This is a genomic window from Rhizobium sp. NZLR1b, from assembly GCF_019685155.1.
Classification (GTDB): Bacteria; Pseudomonadota; Alphaproteobacteria; order Rhizobiales; family Rhizobiaceae; genus Rhizobium.
In genome coordinates this window covers 112,505-125,944 of record NZ_JABDWC010000005.1, presented here as the reverse complement: position 1 = coordinate 125,944, position 13,440 = coordinate 112,505, and the positions used below count along the sequence as shown (strand labels likewise).

The 13,440-nt window shown below is 61.0% G+C and carries 14 protein-coding genes and 1 pseudogene; 6 read left to right on the top strand and 9 right to left on the bottom strand.

What is annotated here, in order from left to right:
- Positions 1-162: 162 nt before the first annotated feature.
- On the bottom strand, positions 163-633 hold the full coding sequence (locus tag HJB84_RS09335) for a chemotaxis protein CheW (RefSeq protein ID WP_003541378.1): 471 nt from the start codon (positions 631-633) through the stop codon (positions 163-165).
- A gap of 2 nt (positions 634-635) precedes the next feature.
- A pseudogene (locus HJB84_RS09330) lies at positions 636-1,125 on the bottom strand (methyl-accepting chemotaxis protein); the annotation flags it as partial.
- Positions 1,126-1,271: 146 nt separating this feature from the next.
- Here HJB84_RS09330 and HJB84_RS09325 point away from each other — a divergent pair.
- The gene (locus tag HJB84_RS09325; protein WP_207581112.1) at positions 1,272-1,874 is read left to right on the top strand and encodes an SCO family protein; all 603 of its coding nucleotides are present in this window, start codon (positions 1,272-1,274) and stop codon (positions 1,872-1,874) included.
- A gap of 68 nt (positions 1,875-1,942) precedes the next feature.
- A complete protein-coding gene (locus HJB84_RS09320; RefSeq protein ID WP_221115791.1) occupies positions 1,943-2,821 on the top strand; it encodes a 50S ribosomal protein L11 methyltransferase in 879 nt (292 codons plus the stop codon).
- A gap of 451 nt (positions 2,822-3,272) precedes the next feature.
- Here HJB84_RS09320 and HJB84_RS09315 read toward each other — a convergent pair whose 3' ends face one another.
- Positions 3,273-3,446 carry a hypothetical protein gene (locus HJB84_RS09315; RefSeq protein WP_207581110.1) on the bottom strand — a complete coding sequence of 58 codons (174 nt, stop codon included), beginning with the start codon at positions 3,444-3,446 and terminating at the stop codon, positions 3,273-3,275.
- Positions 3,447-3,724: 278 nt separating this feature from the next.
- Between HJB84_RS09315 and HJB84_RS09310 the strand changes: the two genes are divergently transcribed.
- Complete coding sequence (locus HJB84_RS09310; protein ID WP_221115790.1) at positions 3,725-5,590, top strand: aminopeptidase P family protein; 1,866 nt, start codon at positions 3,725-3,727, stop codon at positions 5,588-5,590.
- A gap of 106 nt (positions 5,591-5,696) precedes the next feature.
- Here the strand turns inward: HJB84_RS09310 and HJB84_RS09305 are convergent, their stop codons facing one another.
- Together HJB84_RS09305 and HJB84_RS09300 are read right to left on the bottom strand one after the other, a co-directional pair.
- Positions 5,697-6,005 carry an AzlD family protein gene (locus HJB84_RS09305; RefSeq protein WP_207581108.1) on the bottom strand — a complete coding sequence of 103 codons (309 nt, stop codon included), beginning with the start codon at positions 6,003-6,005 and terminating at the stop codon, positions 5,697-5,699.
- A 3-nt stretch (positions 6,006-6,008) separates the two neighbouring features.
- Entirely contained in the window at positions 6,009-6,737 is a 729-nt protein-coding gene (locus HJB84_RS09300; protein ID WP_207581107.1) for an AzlC family ABC transporter permease, read from the bottom strand.
- 133 nt (positions 6,738-6,870) lie between these two features.
- On the opposite strand from HJB84_RS09300, the gene HJB84_RS09295 reads away from it, so the two are divergent.
- On the top strand, positions 6,871-7,134 hold the full coding sequence (locus tag HJB84_RS09295) for a DUF2164 domain-containing protein (protein WP_207581106.1): 264 nt from the start codon (positions 6,871-6,873) through the stop codon (positions 7,132-7,134).
- 45 nt (positions 7,135-7,179) lie between these two features.
- Here the strand turns inward: HJB84_RS09295 and HJB84_RS09290 are convergent, their stop codons facing one another.
- The 3 genes from HJB84_RS09290 to HJB84_RS09280 all read right to left on the bottom strand — a co-directional run bounded on the left by HJB84_RS09290 (position 7,180) and on the right by HJB84_RS09280 (position 9,311).
- Positions 7,180-7,845, bottom strand: a complete 666-nt coding sequence (locus tag HJB84_RS09290) for a dihydrofolate reductase family protein (RefSeq protein ID WP_221115789.1) — start codon at positions 7,843-7,845, stop codon at positions 7,180-7,182.
- A gap of 92 nt (positions 7,846-7,937) precedes the next feature.
- Positions 7,938-8,573, bottom strand: a complete 636-nt coding sequence (gene pncA / locus HJB84_RS09285; protein WP_207581104.1) for a bifunctional nicotinamidase/pyrazinamidase — start codon at positions 8,571-8,573, stop codon at positions 7,938-7,940.
- A 240-nt stretch (positions 8,574-8,813) separates the two neighbouring features.
- Positions 8,814-9,311, bottom strand: a complete 498-nt coding sequence (locus tag HJB84_RS09280; RefSeq protein WP_207581103.1) for an EF-hand domain-containing protein — start codon at positions 9,309-9,311, stop codon at positions 8,814-8,816.
- Between the two features lie 363 nt (positions 9,312-9,674).
- Between HJB84_RS09280 and HJB84_RS09275 the strand changes: the two genes are divergently transcribed.
- Positions 9,675-10,022, top strand: a complete 348-nt coding sequence (locus HJB84_RS09275) for a hypothetical protein (protein ID WP_207581102.1) — start codon at positions 9,675-9,677, stop codon at positions 10,020-10,022.
- 27 nt (positions 10,023-10,049) lie between these two features.
- Here the strand turns inward: HJB84_RS09275 and HJB84_RS09270 are convergent, their stop codons facing one another.
- Entirely contained in the window at positions 10,050-12,530 is a 2,481-nt protein-coding gene (locus HJB84_RS09270; RefSeq protein WP_221115788.1) for an ATP-dependent helicase, read from the bottom strand.
- Between the two features lie 263 nt (positions 12,531-12,793).
- Here HJB84_RS09270 and HJB84_RS09265 point away from each other — a divergent pair, with 263 nt between their 5' ends.
- The gene (locus tag HJB84_RS09265) at positions 12,794-13,270 is read left to right on the top strand and encodes a VOC family protein (protein ID WP_207581100.1); all 477 of its coding nucleotides are present in this window, start codon (positions 12,794-12,796) and stop codon (positions 13,268-13,270) included.
- The last annotated feature ends 170 nt before the right edge of the window (positions 13,271-13,440 follow it).

The window sequence follows — 13,440 nt, the reverse complement described above, 5'->3', positions numbered from 1 at the left end:
TCAGCGCGCGGACGCGCCGTGGCTGGATCTCTGTGACAAACACAGAGATGAGGGAGGAGAGGGTGTGCCACGCGGCTTGGAGAGATTGGCGGCGAGTCGGTCTTCTTCAAATATAAAAAGGCCCGGACGAGCCGGGCCTTCCAACGCCAGAATGGAAAAGTATCAAGCCGCCTGAGTCAGTTCGTCGGCGATAACCGTATCGAGATTCAGGAAGCAGACCATGGTCTTTTCGAGCGCGACGATGCCGCGGCAGAAGGCGCGCTGGGCTTCCGGGATGATTTCCGGCGGCGGCTGCAGGTCTTCGCTCTTAATGGTCATCATGTCGGAAACCTGTTCGACCAGCAGGCCGACCAGCTTGCCGGCGATGTCGGTGACGATGATCGCCGAGCGCTCGGAGGGCTCGGTCATCTTCATGCCGAGACGGCAGGCCATGTCGATGACGGGGATGACCGCACCGCGCAGGTTGATGAGGCCTAGCACGTAGGGCGGAGTGTGCGGCATCGGCGTCACCGGCGCCCAGCCGCGGATTTCGCGGATCGCCATGATGTCGATGCAGAATTCCTGGTCGCCCAGGTGGAACGAGACGATTTCGAGATAAGCGCCAGACTGCTTGATGGCGTTATTGTTGTTCATGATCAGAATTCTTCCCAGTTGTCCCCGGCGGGAGAAGCGATGGCTTTGGCGGTGGAGCCGTTGAATGCGCCCGCGACTATGCCGATCAGGCGGCGCGCGGGAGATGGTCTCGAATGCGAGGCGGCATTTGCTTCTCGCGGCGTTTGCCGGGCGCTCATGCCCTCGCCGGTCTTGAACTGCTTGATCAGTTGCGTCAGGGTTTCGGCGTCGATGGCGAGCGTGTGGCTTGCAGCCTTTGTCTCTTCCACCATGGCCGCGTTCTTCTGCGTGACCTGATCCATTGCCTGATCGACGTATTGATTTCGTTCAGTCAAACCGATTGTTCCCCCGCAGAGGTTACGATTGATTTAACATGTTCGCCGATGCACAAAACATCTTTGCTGGCGAACGTTGCCAATTCGCCGCCGATCTGCATCTTGTCGGCGAATTTCTCGATTAAGGTCTTGATATTCTTACGGCGCCCGCGGTGCGACCATCGAGTTCGCGCGGTTCCACCGTCGCGGCCGATTTGAACACGTGAGGCAATTCATCACGGCTCGGAAAACGCATTGTTGAATTGCGCGCGTCCGGTCGAGACTATAATCACGCGGGGGCTAAGGGGCGGCGGTACATATCCGCCTGGATCGAGGATCATGCCAATGAAGTCATTTCGCATCGCCATCTGGGTCGGCGTCCTGATACTTGCCGGGGTTCTCGGTGGGTTAACGCTGTACCCCATGAAATCGAAGGATGTGGCGGTGGAGGCGCCCTTCGGCGTGCCCTTTACACTGGTTTCGCAAAGCGGACAGCCGATCACTGAGCAGGCGCTGCGCGGCAAGCCGACGGCGCTGTTCTTCGGCTTCACCCATTGCCCCGAAGTTTGCCCGACGACGCTTTTCGAGCTCAACGGCTGGATGGAGAAGGTTGACCCGAAGGGCGACAAGCTACAGGCCTATTTCGTGACCGTCGATCCGGAGCGTGACACGCCCGAGATCATGAACGGGTACGTTTCCAACGTCTCCAAGCGCATTACCGGCATATCAGGCGCGCCTGACAAGATTGCCGAAGTCATCAAGGGTTTCCGCGTCTACGCCAAGAAGGTGCCGATCGACGAAAAGGATCCGAACGGCGACTATACGATGGATCACACCGCCTCGGTCTTCCTGCTCGATTCGGCCGGGCGGTTTGCCGGAACGATCGCCTATGGCGAAAACCCGGACACGGCGGTAAAGAAGCTGGAGAATCTCGTCAGCAAGGGGTGATGGTTTCAGCGTGATGGGGCGTTGGCTCGACCGGTGGCGGGCAACGGAAACGGGAAAGACCGCCTATCGTGAGTGAAATCCGCCTTTACGTGACGACGACCGAAAGCAGGGCCGAAGAGATCCTGGACCTTCTGAGCGCGGTCTTCGGCGAAGAAGACTTTGCCATCGGCACCACCGAGATCGATGAAAAGAAGGACATCTGGGAAGCCTCGATCTATATGATGACCGAGGACGAGGCTGAAGTGCACTCCCGCGTCGAGGACGCATTGAAGGCTTCTTTCCCCGATGCCCGGTTGGAGCGGGAAGTCATCCCTGACGTCGACTGGGTGGTAAAGTCGCTGGAGGGGCTGAAGCCCGTCAGGGCAGGGCGCTTTCTGGTGCACGGCTCGCATGACCGCGACAAGATCCGCCCGGGCGACATCGCCATCGAGATCGATGCCGGCCAGGCCTTCGGCACTGGCCATCATGGCACGACGGCTGGTTGCCTCGAGGTGATCGATGCCGTGGTGCGTTCGCGCTCGGTCCGCAACGCGCTCGATCTCGGCACCGGCAGCGGCGTGCTGGCGATCGCGGTGCGCAAGCTCAGGAACATACCGGTGCTCGCGACCGACATCGATCCGATCGCGACGCGGGTGGCGGCCGAGAATGTACGCCGCAACGGCATCGCGTCTGGCATTGTTACCAGGACCGCGCCCGGTTTTCATTCGACGGCGTTTTCCGAGCATGGTCCTTTCGATCTCATCATCGCCAACATTCTCGCCCGGCCGCTGATCCGTATGGCGCCGAAGCTTGCGACACATCTGGCACCCGGCGGATCGGTCATTCTCTCCGGCATTCTAGCCACTCAGCGATGGAAGGTTATCGCCGCCTATAGCGGTGCAAGGCTTCGTCATGTCAGGACGATTTGGCGGAATGGCTGGGTGACGATCCACTTCGATCGGCCATGATTTTTGGCAATTGCAAGGTGAAGGGCTTGCCCTGGAACGGTGTCTTGCGTGAGGCGTCACGTCTCCTCTCCACCCTCACCAAGTCAGTCCATGCGGATAGGAGCAAGCACCTCGCCTCCCCCATTCCTGTGCTCGTCACAGGAATTCAGCCACCGCGCGTCTGCGCGGTGAATGACCTCATATCTTGAAAAGAGTCTTTCGCGCCCAAGGACTTGGGCGCACTGGATTCCTGTGATGGGCACAGGAATGAGGGAGGTCGGGGCTGGCGCCGCAGTCTATCGAAACCGCCGGGCACTTTCCCAAACCAACAAAAAAGGCGGTGCCGATGGCACCGCCTTGGACCGGTCTATCCGGCCAATGCCCGCGAGCTCAAGGGGAGGAGCGCTCGAGCGGGCTCTACTGCATTCCAATAGGCCGGTCCGGGAGGGAGGAGACGGACAGGCTTTCAGGCTTAGAACGCGTAGCTGGGAGCGCCGTTGTGGCGCGTGGCGCGCTGGCCGGCGCCGAGCAGCTTGAGGCTGTCGTCGTTCTGTGGCCGGCGGGCGCCGATGACGTGACGCACGGTCTGGCGTTCGCCAGCCTGCAACGGGCTGCTATATGCGAAGCGCGAGAGAGAGGCGGTCATTTCAAAAATTCCTTTGTTTCAGGTTCATCGCGAACCGTTCGATGGCGTCTATATAGCTATTCTGAAATGCGGAGGCAGAGGGTTTCGCTCATGGGAGCCATGCGGCAAATGCATAAAGCGTGCCAAATTAACTTTTCGCGTCACAGTTCTGTCAAAATGTTGGGCGGCACGACGGGTTTTGACTCGTTTCGTCGCTTTTTCTCCCCATCGATTGAAATTTCGCTAACATGGCCGGCATCCCATTCACCGGATTCGTCTCAATCATTCGGGTTTTCAGCATGTTCCAGTCCTTCGACGTCACCTCCACGCCGCAGTTCGGCAGGGATCGGGTATCGGCGCTGCGCGCTACTTTCGATTCGCTCGGTATCGACGGCTTCCTGGTGCCGCGTGCCGATGAGTTCAACGGCGAATATGTTCCCGCCGGTTCGGAGCGCCTCGCATGGCTGACGGGCTTCACCGGCTCGGCCGGCATTGCGCTCATCCTACGCACGCAGGCGATCGTTTTCGTCGACGGGCGTTATGTGACGCAACTTGCCGAACAGGTCGACGGGTCGGTCTTCTCGGGCGGCGATCTCGTCAACGAGCCGCCGCATCTCTGGCTGGCTGCAAACGGCGCCAAGGGCTTGCGGCTCGGTATCGATCCCTGGCTGCATGCGGGCGCCGAGGTGCGCCGTCTGGAAAGAGCGCTTTCAGAGGTCGGCGGCACGCTGGTCTTCCTGCCGCACAATCCGCTGGACAGGCTCTGGAGCGACCGGCCGGCCGAGCCGCTCGGCGCGGTCAGCATCCAGAATGTGGCGCAGGCCGGCTTGCTGGCGAGCGACAAGATTGCCACGATCGCCGCCGACCTTGCGAAGAAGAAGCTCGCGGCGGTGCTGATCGCCGATCCGTCCTCGGTCGCCTGGACCTTCAACATTCGCGGCGCCGACGTGCCGCACACGCCGCATCCTTTGGCCCGCGCCATCGTCCATTCCGATGGGCGGGCCGAACTCTTCCTCGACAAGCGCAAGACCGGCATCGAGCCCGAAGCCTATCTGGCACAGATCTGCGCGCAGATGCCACCCTCGGCGCTGGAGGAGAGACTCACTGTCGTTTCCACGGATGGCGGCCGCGTGCTGATCGACCCGGATATCGCCTCCTATGCGCTGGCGGAGATCATCCGCAAGGCAGGCGGCGAAGTGGTGGAGGGCGCCGATCCCGCCAAGCTGCCGCGCGCGGTGAAGAACGACGTCGAGATCAACGGCTCGGCCGCCGCGCATCTGCAGGATGGGGCAGCGATGGTGGAATTCCTCTATTGGCTGTCGCAGACGAAACCCGGGACGGTGAGCGAGATCGCTGCCGCCGAGCATCTCGAAGCGTCGCGTGCCCGCGTCGGGCAGAGCATGCAGAACCCGCTAAAGGACATTTCCTTCGACACGATTTCGGGTGCCGGCGAACATGCGGCGATCATGCATTACCGCGTGACGACCGAGACCAACCGGATGATCGAGGCCGGCGAACTCTTTCTGATCGATTCCGGCGCGCAATATATCAATGGCACGACCGATATCACCCGTACCGTCGGCATCGGCACTGTCTCGGAACAGCATCGCCGCTTCTTCACGCTGGTGCTGAAGGGAATGATCCAGATCAGCACGGCGCGTTTCCCAAAGGGCACGCGCGGCTGCGACCTCGATCCGCTCGCCCGCATCGCGCTGTGGCGGGCAGGCGCCGATTTCGCCCATGGCACGGGCCATGGCGTTGGCTCCTATCTCTCGGTGCATGAGGGGCCGCAGCGCATCTCCAGGCTTTCGACGCAGGAACTGCTGCCCGGCATGATCCTGTCGAACGAGCCGGGCTATTACCGGCCTGGCAGCTTCGGCATCCGCATCGAAAACCTGATCTATGTGCGCGCGGCCGAGGAGATCGACGGCGGCGATGCGGCGATGCTCGGCTTCGAGACGCTGACCTTCTGCCCGATCGACCGCAGCCTCGTCATTGCCGAGCTTCTGACCCATGACGAGTTACACTGGTTCAACGACTATCACCGCCGCACATGCGAGGCGCTGATGCCGCTCGTCCACGATCACGATGTCAGGGCTTGGCTCGAAAATGCGACGCTGCCGCTAGAACAGGATGATTTTAGGCCGGGTCGGCCTAAAATCTGAATCCTGTTCTACATTATCGAGTTGCAGCATGATGTCATGAGAAAACCGCTCAGACTTTTCGGCATCATGCTCTAGAATATTGAGATGCCGGCCTTCGGGCCGGTGCTCAGACGCCGATCGTGTGGCGCCACGCCATCACGACGATCCAGGCGGCGACCAGCATCCAGCTATGCGAGACGCGCAGGCCGACGAAGAGGGCGACGACCAGCGCCAGCTTCGAATCCCAGCCTCCGATGAAGAAGGCGGGGGCGACCAGCGTCGTCAGCACGGCGGCCGGCACGGCGTTCAGCGCCGCCTCCATGCGCGGCGGGATGTGCTTCATCCTGGTGATGAGGATATAACCGCCGATGCGTGTGGCGTAGGTGGCGACCGCGGCTGCCAAGATGACGAGCGCCATGTGAAGGTCGAATTCCATGGCTCAGACCTCGTGAATTTCGGATTGAAGGGCGTCGGCCTCGAGATCACCCGGTTGCGGCAGCGGTAATAGAGCGGCAAGCACGATGCCGGCGGCGGCGCCGAGGCTGACATGCCAGGGCGAACCGACATAGCGATAGGCAAGCACCGACGCGACCGCACTGACGAGTGCCACGGGCAGGAAATTGTCGCGTTTGCGGAAACCGAGGACGATGCCGAGGAAATAGGCCGGCAGCAGGATATCGAGGCCGATCGCTTTGGGATCACCGATGAAGCCGCCGAGCAGGCCGCCGCCGACGCTGATCAGCACCCAGGGGATGTAGATGATGATGCCGAAGCCGAGATACCAGGCGAAGGTCACCGGCAGGCCGGCCTCGCCGCGTTTCACCGCTTCGGCAAACTGCGGATCGACGAGCAGGAAGAAGGTGAAGAACTTTTGGACCGGCGTGAAATCGCCGATATAGCGCGCCATCGCCGCCGAATAGAGCACGTGGCGAAAATTGACGGCAAGGATCGACAGCACGATCAGCCAAGCATGGACATTATGCCCGAAAAGTTCGATGCCGACCATCTGGCTGGCGCCGGCATAGACGGTGCCGCTCATAAGGGCGATCTCGGGAAGCGACATGCCGTTTTCGACCGCAAGCGCTCCGAACAGGGCGGCAAAGGGCGCCGACGCCAGCGCAACGGCGAAGCCGCCCCGCAAACCTTCAACAAAGTCGGCGCGAGTCATGCGATCTCATCCTGTTGGAATCCAAGGTTTCCCTTATGGTCTATGGTCTGCGTCGGCAATTGAATTTCATTGATTGACCAATCGATTTCGCTGAACCATCAAAGTCCTGATCGCATCCGGCAAAGAGGAAACCATGAAGAAAATCGAATTTTCGAAAGAGGCGAAGACGACGATCGTTTCCAGCATCCGCCGCTATTTCGAAACGGAACTCGACCAATCGATCGGTGTTCTGCCGGCAGAGTTCCTGCTCGACTTCTTCGCCGATGAGATCGGCGCTCATTATTACAATCAGGGCCTGCGCGACGCGCATGCGGCGCTTCTCAAGAAGATGGAGGACCTGGCGGAAGATATCTATCTGCTGGAGCGAGATGAGAAGAGCAAGGGCACGATCCCGTAAACGGCGCGCGGCGACGCGGCCCAAGATTTCAGAACGAAGAGGCGTTCAGCCCTCGCGCTTCATCCGCTCCCGGCGGGCGATTTCGGCTTCGGAGGGCTGCGCCAGCTCGAACGTTCCCGTCTTGATTGCGCCTCCACGCGCGTAGACGCTCATGATGACGCCGGTCGTCGAAACCGTGTTGGCGGTGAGCTTCAGCGCCTCCGGCTTGGCACCCTTGCCGAACAGGCGCTTGCCTGTGCCGAGGATCAGCGGGAAGGTCAGGAGCCGGAACTCGTCGATCAGGTCGTGCGTCAGCAAGGTTTGCAGCAGGCCACTGCTGCCCTGTGTCAGGAGGTCGGGGCCGTCCTGCTGCTTCAACCGGGCGATTTCGGCGGCGGCATCGCCGCGCAGCGCAACGGAATTTTCCCAGGTCAGCGGCTTTTGCGAGGTGGTCGCGACATATTTGGTCACGGCGTTGAAGACCTTGCCAATCGGATCGTCTTTCCCGACGAAGGGCCAGTGCGCGGCGAAGATCTCGTAAGTCTTGCGGCCGAGCAGCAGTTCGAAGGGATCGGTAAAGATCCCGCCCATGAACTGGCCCATCGGCTCGTCCCAATAATTGACGGTCCAGCCGCCTAGGGTGAAGCCGCTGGTCGGATCCTCCCGCGGCCCGCCAGGCGCCTGCATGACGCCATCCAAACTCACAAAGGCTGCGGCAACAACTTTTCTCATCACGCCGCTCTCGTCATCGGTGTATCTCCAGCAAGGACGATGCGGCAGGTGCCGATCCGACATACGATGCGGTCTTTTTTCGAGGCATCGAGCTACCTAACCAGCACCTCGGCGCTGTCGATGATGGCGATGCCATGCGTCCGCATCTCATCGATGGCGGCGGCGACGCCTTCGGGGGTGATGCCGCGGCTGGCGTCCTCGATGAAGCGGACGCGGACACCCGGCATCATCTCCAACGCGTCGAGCGCGGAGAATTTGACGCAGTAATCGGTCGCCAGCCCGCAGACGTCGAGGTCGGTGACACCCTGGTCCTCAAGGAAATCGGAAAGGCCGGTCGAGGCATCGCGGTCATTGTCGCGGAAGGCCGAATAGCTGTCGATGTCGGGATCCTCGCCCTTCTGCTGGATCAGGTCGATCTCTTCGGATTTGAGCGCGGGATGCAGTTCAGCATCGAGCGTGCCCTGGATGCAGTGGTCGGGCCACATCATCTGCGGCTTACCCGACAGTTCCCCCATCTCGAACGCTGCGGCGTCCGGATGGGCGGAGGCGAAACTGCCGTGGCCCGGCGGGTGCCAATCCTGCGAGGCAACGATCAGATCGTATTTGCCGCTGTCGATCAGGCGGTTTGCGACGGCAACCACCTTGTCGCCATCCGGTACCGGCAGGTTGCCGCCCGGACAGAAGCCATTCTGAATGTCGACGAGCAGCAGCGCTTTTATCAAGGCCAATCCCTTCGCTTGTTCCAGCATCAGACGCCAAGCACATTGAACGCATCAACTAGTGGATTTCCAGACGCCGACGCGCAAGCGTTAATTCTCGTACTAGCGGTAGTAACCGGCTGTAAAAGAATGCTCTAATACAATCAGTGAGAGAATTGCCGGCGACTCTCGTGTCGAAACGGAAGGGGAGACGTAAGACGCTTTTGCATCTGGCGGATCGAGGCTCCCCCGGCGGAGCCCCATGCCGAACTACGCCGCGGTCACGTCGTCGGCGGGATCACTTGCTGCGGCGGAAGCGCCGTAGGTATTGCGGTGGGCCTGGAGAGCCGTCTGCATGTCGCTCAACACTTTGGTGAGGAGCGGATCGCTATCGCCTGACGCATTGATTTTACTTGGATCGGCGGCGAGGAATTCGGACTCGGTCAACTTGCCGTCGCCATTGGTATCCATTGCGGCGAGGACGCCCTTGGAATCGTCGCTCTGATCGCCGCCGTCGCCCTGATTGTCGCTGTCGTCGGTTTTCTGCAAGGACAGCATCAGAGACAGGATGTCGGCGGTGATCTTCTTGGCGATATCAGTGCTGCTGTCGTCGCTATCGCCGTCAGTCGCGGTCGTGCCTGATGTCGAGGACTGTGATGCGGCGGCGAGCTCGTCTGGTGAAATGACGCCGTCGCCATTCTTGTCGAGACTGGAAAGCGGAGACTGGTACTGGGTTAATGTGCTGCCGAGAGATGAAACACTGGTCACTTGAACCTCCTTTAAAAAGTTCGTCGTGAGGCCCGCCTTTCATGGACGGGCAGCTTCCGAGCTAAGCTGATTTGCAGAAAGCGTCAAAGCGACGTTTTGACACGTTAACTTTTCGGTTACCAAATATATCCTATTGGAATTGTTGTATTTTTATCGACAGATGGATTCTGTCGAATTGGGTTCCGCGTCGGCGATCACATGAGACCGCGCTGGCGGTGCTCGCGGAAAGGGCCTTGAGCGCTGCGCCGGCTCTCCGCCGCGACGGCATTTCGTCCGCCCTTCCGGACGCGCGATGCGAGGGCGATCTTGCTCCCGGGCGCGATTTCTGCCTTTCTTGCTCAGACGCAAGCCGGAAGCGAAACCATGTCCGAGCCAGAGCCGAACGAGAAGATCGATGCGACGTTCCGAAACGGATCGCTGACGGCGACCGGGATCATCCTCGGTTTCTCCCTTAATTTCATCAGCGTCTGGGTTTCCAATCCCAATGACTGGAGCCGCATCGATATCCTGCCGATGCTGTTCCTGACCATCGGCATAGCCATTCAGGTGAAGGTCTTCGCCGATTTGCTGGCGCGCAATTCCCTCATCGCCGTCAAATATGATCGGTCGCGCCGGCTCTTTCTAATCGGATTGGGAGTTGTCGCCGCGGGGATCGGCATCGCCCTCGTCAATGATATCCTGGGTCTTGGAAGGATGCGGATGCTCGGGTGAGCGTTTTCCCGCCATGCTGACGCGACGTCAGACGCGCTCGACGAACCCGTCCAACACCCGCTTCTGTCCAGCTCGGTCGAACTCGATCGTCAGCTTGTTGCCTTCGATGCCGGTGATGTTGCCGTTGCCGAATTTCAGATGGAATACGCGGTCGCCGAGCGTGAACTTCGACGGTTCCGACGAGGTGGATTTTGCCACCAGTTCGCCTTCGATCGTGCGCCCCTTCGGGCCGCTTTCGCCATAGCCGATACGTTCGACGGCGTGGCCGGAGCGGGAGCCCCAATTGTCGCGCGTGGCGTCGGTCTTGTTGGCCTGGGCGCGTTTCCAGCCGGGGGTGGAATAGGAATTGGCGAAGGGTTCTGATTTGTCGAAGCGGGACTGGCCGTAGCCGCCGCGGCCATACCCACCATAGCTCTGCTCCATTTCGGCGACCTCGACATGGGTTTCCGGCAGTTCGTCGAGGAAACGCGAGGGCAGGGTTGACTGCCAGAGGCCGTGGATGCGCCGGTTGGAGACGAACCAGATATGGCAGCGGTGTTTGGCGCGGGTGATGCCGACATAGGCAAGGCGGCGTTCCTCCTCCAGGCCGGCGCGACCGCTTTCATCCAGCGCGCGCTGATGCGGGAAGAGGCCTTCCTCCCAGCCGGGGAGGAAGACGGTGTCGAATTCCAGCCCCTTGGCCGAGTGCAGCGTCATGATCGAGACGGCATCGAGATTCTCGTTGGTCTCGGCGTCCATGACCAGCGAGACGTGCTCGAGGAAGCCGCGCATCGACTCGAAGCTTTCCATCGAGCGGATGAGCTCCTTCAAGTTCTCGAGGCGGCCGGGGGCTTCGGCACTCTTGTCGTTCTTCCACATGTCGGTATAGCCGGACTCTTCGAGGATCTGCTCGGCAAGTTCGGTATGCGGTGTGTTTTCAAGCAGTTCCTGCCACCGGCGGAAAGATTGAATCACATCGAAGAGTGCCTTTCGCGCCTTCGGCTTCAGCTCATCCGTTTCGATGATGTCGGCGGCTGCCGCAAGCATCGGGATATCGCGGGCGCGCGCGTAGTCATGCAGCGCGCGCACCGTCGTATCGCCGAGGCCGCGCTTCGGCGTGTTGACGATGCGTTCGAAGGCCAAGTCGTCGGCGGGCTGGGCGACCATGCGGAAATAGGCCATCGCATCGCGGATCTCCAGGCGCTCGTAGAAGCGTGGGCCGCCGATGACGCGATAATTGAGGCCGAGGGTGACGAAGCGGTCTTCGAATTCGCGCATCTGGAAAGAGGCGCGCACGAGAATCGCCATATCGTTCAGCAGATGCTTGCCGCGCTGAAGCTGCTCGATTTCCTCGCCGATGGCGCGGGCTTCCTCCTCCGAATCCCAGGAGGCGTGGACCTGCACCTTGACGTCGTTTGGATCGGAGCGGTCGGTAAACAGCGTCTTGCCAAGCCGCCCTTCATTATGGGCGATCAAATGGGCAGCAGCCCCGAGAATATGTTCGGTCGAGCGGTAGTTGCGCTCGAGCTTGATGACCTTGGCGCCGGGGAAATCCTTTTCGAAGCGCAGGATATTGTCGACCTCGGCGCCGCGCCAGCCATAGATCGACTGATCGTCGTCGCCGACGCAGCAGACATTCTGCTTCTCGCCCTTGGAGCGCTGGGCGAGAAGCCTCAACCACATATACTGGGCGGTGTTGGTGTCCTGGTACTCGTCGACGAGGATATAGCGGAAGCGGCCGTGATATTCCTTCAAGAGATCCGGGTTCTTGCGGAAAATCGCGATCGGATGCATCAGCAGGTCGCCGAAATCGCAGGCGTTCAGCGTCTTCAGGCGTGCCTGATAGGCAAAATAGAGATCGCGGCCACGGCCATTGGCAAAGGCGCGGGCATCGCCCTCAGGGATATCGGCAGGGCCTAGACCCTTGTTCTTCCAGGTGTCGATCATGCCGGCGAACTGCTTGGCCGGCCACCGCTTGTCGTCGAGGCCTTCGGCCTGGATCAGCTGCTTGATCAGACGGACGACGTCGTCGGTATCGAGAATGGTGAAATCGGAGCGCAGGCCGACGAGCTCGCCGTGGCGGCGCAGAAGCTTGACGCCGATCGAGTGGAAGGTGCCGAGCCAGGGCATTCCCTCGACGGCGCCGCCGACGAGCAGTGCGATGCGCTCCTTCATCTCGCGGGCGGCCTTGTTGGTGAAGGTGACGGCGAGGATCTGCGACGGGAAGGCGCGGCCGGTATTGAGGATGTGGGCAATGCGGGTGGTCAACACGCGCGTCTTGCCGGTGCCGGCGCCTGCAAGCACGAGGACCGGGCCTTCCAGGGTTTCGACGGCTTCGGTCTGCTCGGGGTTCAGTCCGGTAAGATAATCCGGCCGGGCGCCGCCGTCGCGGGCCGCCATCGCGCGAGCGGCAATGCCGCCGCCGGGGGCGGGCGCTCTTGCTGCGGGCGCGGCAGGCGGCTGCGGCTTGCGCGCCATCTCGTCCGGCTCTTCGTCGAAGAAGGGAATATCGTCGAAACTATTGCTCATGGCGCGTAATGTAGTGATTCGGGAAGGAAAGACCAGAAAAGATGTTCTGCTTTCATTCCCGAGCCACCGCTAATCCAAGCGGGTTACTGCGGGCGGCAAGGCCGCCGGCCGGCGCGGCTGCGCTCGCCATGTCGGCTGGAATGGGGCGAAAATTTCTAATCGCAGTCTGTCGGAACCGGCGCCGGCCGGGCGTCCTTGGATCGGGCTTGGATCATCGGGCAGTAGTCTGGGGACATGCTCATCAACAACAAGGAGGCTGTTGCATGGCGAAGGTCGTTTCAAATCTTTGGTTCGCGGAGGAAGCCCGTGAAGCTGTCGAATTCTACGTGTCTGTTATTCCCGACTCCAGGATCGGCCGCACCACCATATTGCCGGCGGAGACGCCGAGCGGACCTCCCGGCAGCGTCGAGCTGATTGAGTTCACACTCGGCGATCAGGCCTTCCTGGCAATGAAGGCCGGCCCGCTCGATAGCTTCAACCATTCCTTCTCGATCGCGATTCTCCTGGAAGGCCAGGCCGAGATCGATCGGATATGGGAAGCATTCCTAGCCAATGGTGGCACGCCGGAGGCCTGCGGCTGGCTGAAGGACCGCTGGGGCCTGTCCTGGCAGATCGTGCCGCGCATGCTTGCCGAGATGATCGCTGACGACAACCGCGAGCGGGCCAGGCGCGTGACCGAGGTGATGCTCGGCATGGTCAAGATCGATGTCGCTGCGCTGGAGAAGGCATTCAACGGCTGAATTGCCGCGGCGGGGGACGGTCGCGACGATTGGCTCACGGCCCGGATGCGCCCGTTTCCATCATGTCAGGAGCGGGTCGGCACGTGCTGGCCAGCATCGACTCTGCGCAGATTTGGCTGCCAATCGCCGATTTTTCCAGAGTTCGAATCACGGGCGACATTGCACACCCT

What these genes read in the sequence shown, in the direction of transcription:
- HJB84_RS09295 (WP_207581106.1), top strand. Translation starts at nt 6,871, where the DNA reads ATGAAGAAAATCGAATTTTCGAAAGAGGCGAAGACGACGATCGTTTCC.
- HJB84_RS09335 (WP_003541378.1), bottom strand. Translation starts at nt 633, where the DNA reads ATGAACAACAATAACGCCATCAAGCAGTCTGGCGCTTATCTCGAAATC.
- HJB84_RS09310 (WP_221115790.1), top strand. Translation starts at nt 3,725, where the DNA reads ATGTTCCAGTCCTTCGACGTCACCTCCACGCCGCAGTTCGGCAGGGAT.
- HJB84_RS09265 (WP_207581100.1), top strand. Translation starts at nt 12,794, where the DNA reads ATGGCGAAGGTCGTTTCAAATCTTTGGTTCGCGGAGGAAGCCCGTGAA.
- HJB84_RS09300 (WP_207581107.1), bottom strand. Translation starts at nt 6,737, where the DNA reads ATGACTCGCGCCGACTTTGTTGAAGGTTTGCGGGGCGGCTTCGCCGTT.
- HJB84_RS09305 (WP_207581108.1), bottom strand. Translation starts at nt 6,005, where the DNA reads ATGGAATTCGACCTTCACATGGCGCTCGTCATCTTGGCAGCCGCGGTC.
- HJB84_RS09315 (WP_207581110.1), bottom strand. Translation starts at nt 3,446, where the DNA reads ATGACCGCCTCTCTCTCGCGCTTCGCATATAGCAGCCCGTTGCAGGCT.
- HJB84_RS09270 (WP_221115788.1), bottom strand. Translation starts at nt 12,530, where the DNA reads ATGAGCAATAGTTTCGACGATATTCCCTTCTTCGACGAAGAGCCGGAC.
- HJB84_RS09290 (WP_221115789.1), bottom strand. Translation starts at nt 7,845, where the DNA reads ATGAGAAAAGTTGTTGCCGCAGCCTTTGTGAGTTTGGATGGCGTCATG.
- HJB84_RS09275 (WP_207581102.1), top strand. Translation starts at nt 9,675, where the DNA reads ATGTCCGAGCCAGAGCCGAACGAGAAGATCGATGCGACGTTCCGAAAC.
- HJB84_RS09325 (WP_207581112.1), top strand. Translation starts at nt 1,272, where the DNA reads ATGAAGTCATTTCGCATCGCCATCTGGGTCGGCGTCCTGATACTTGCC.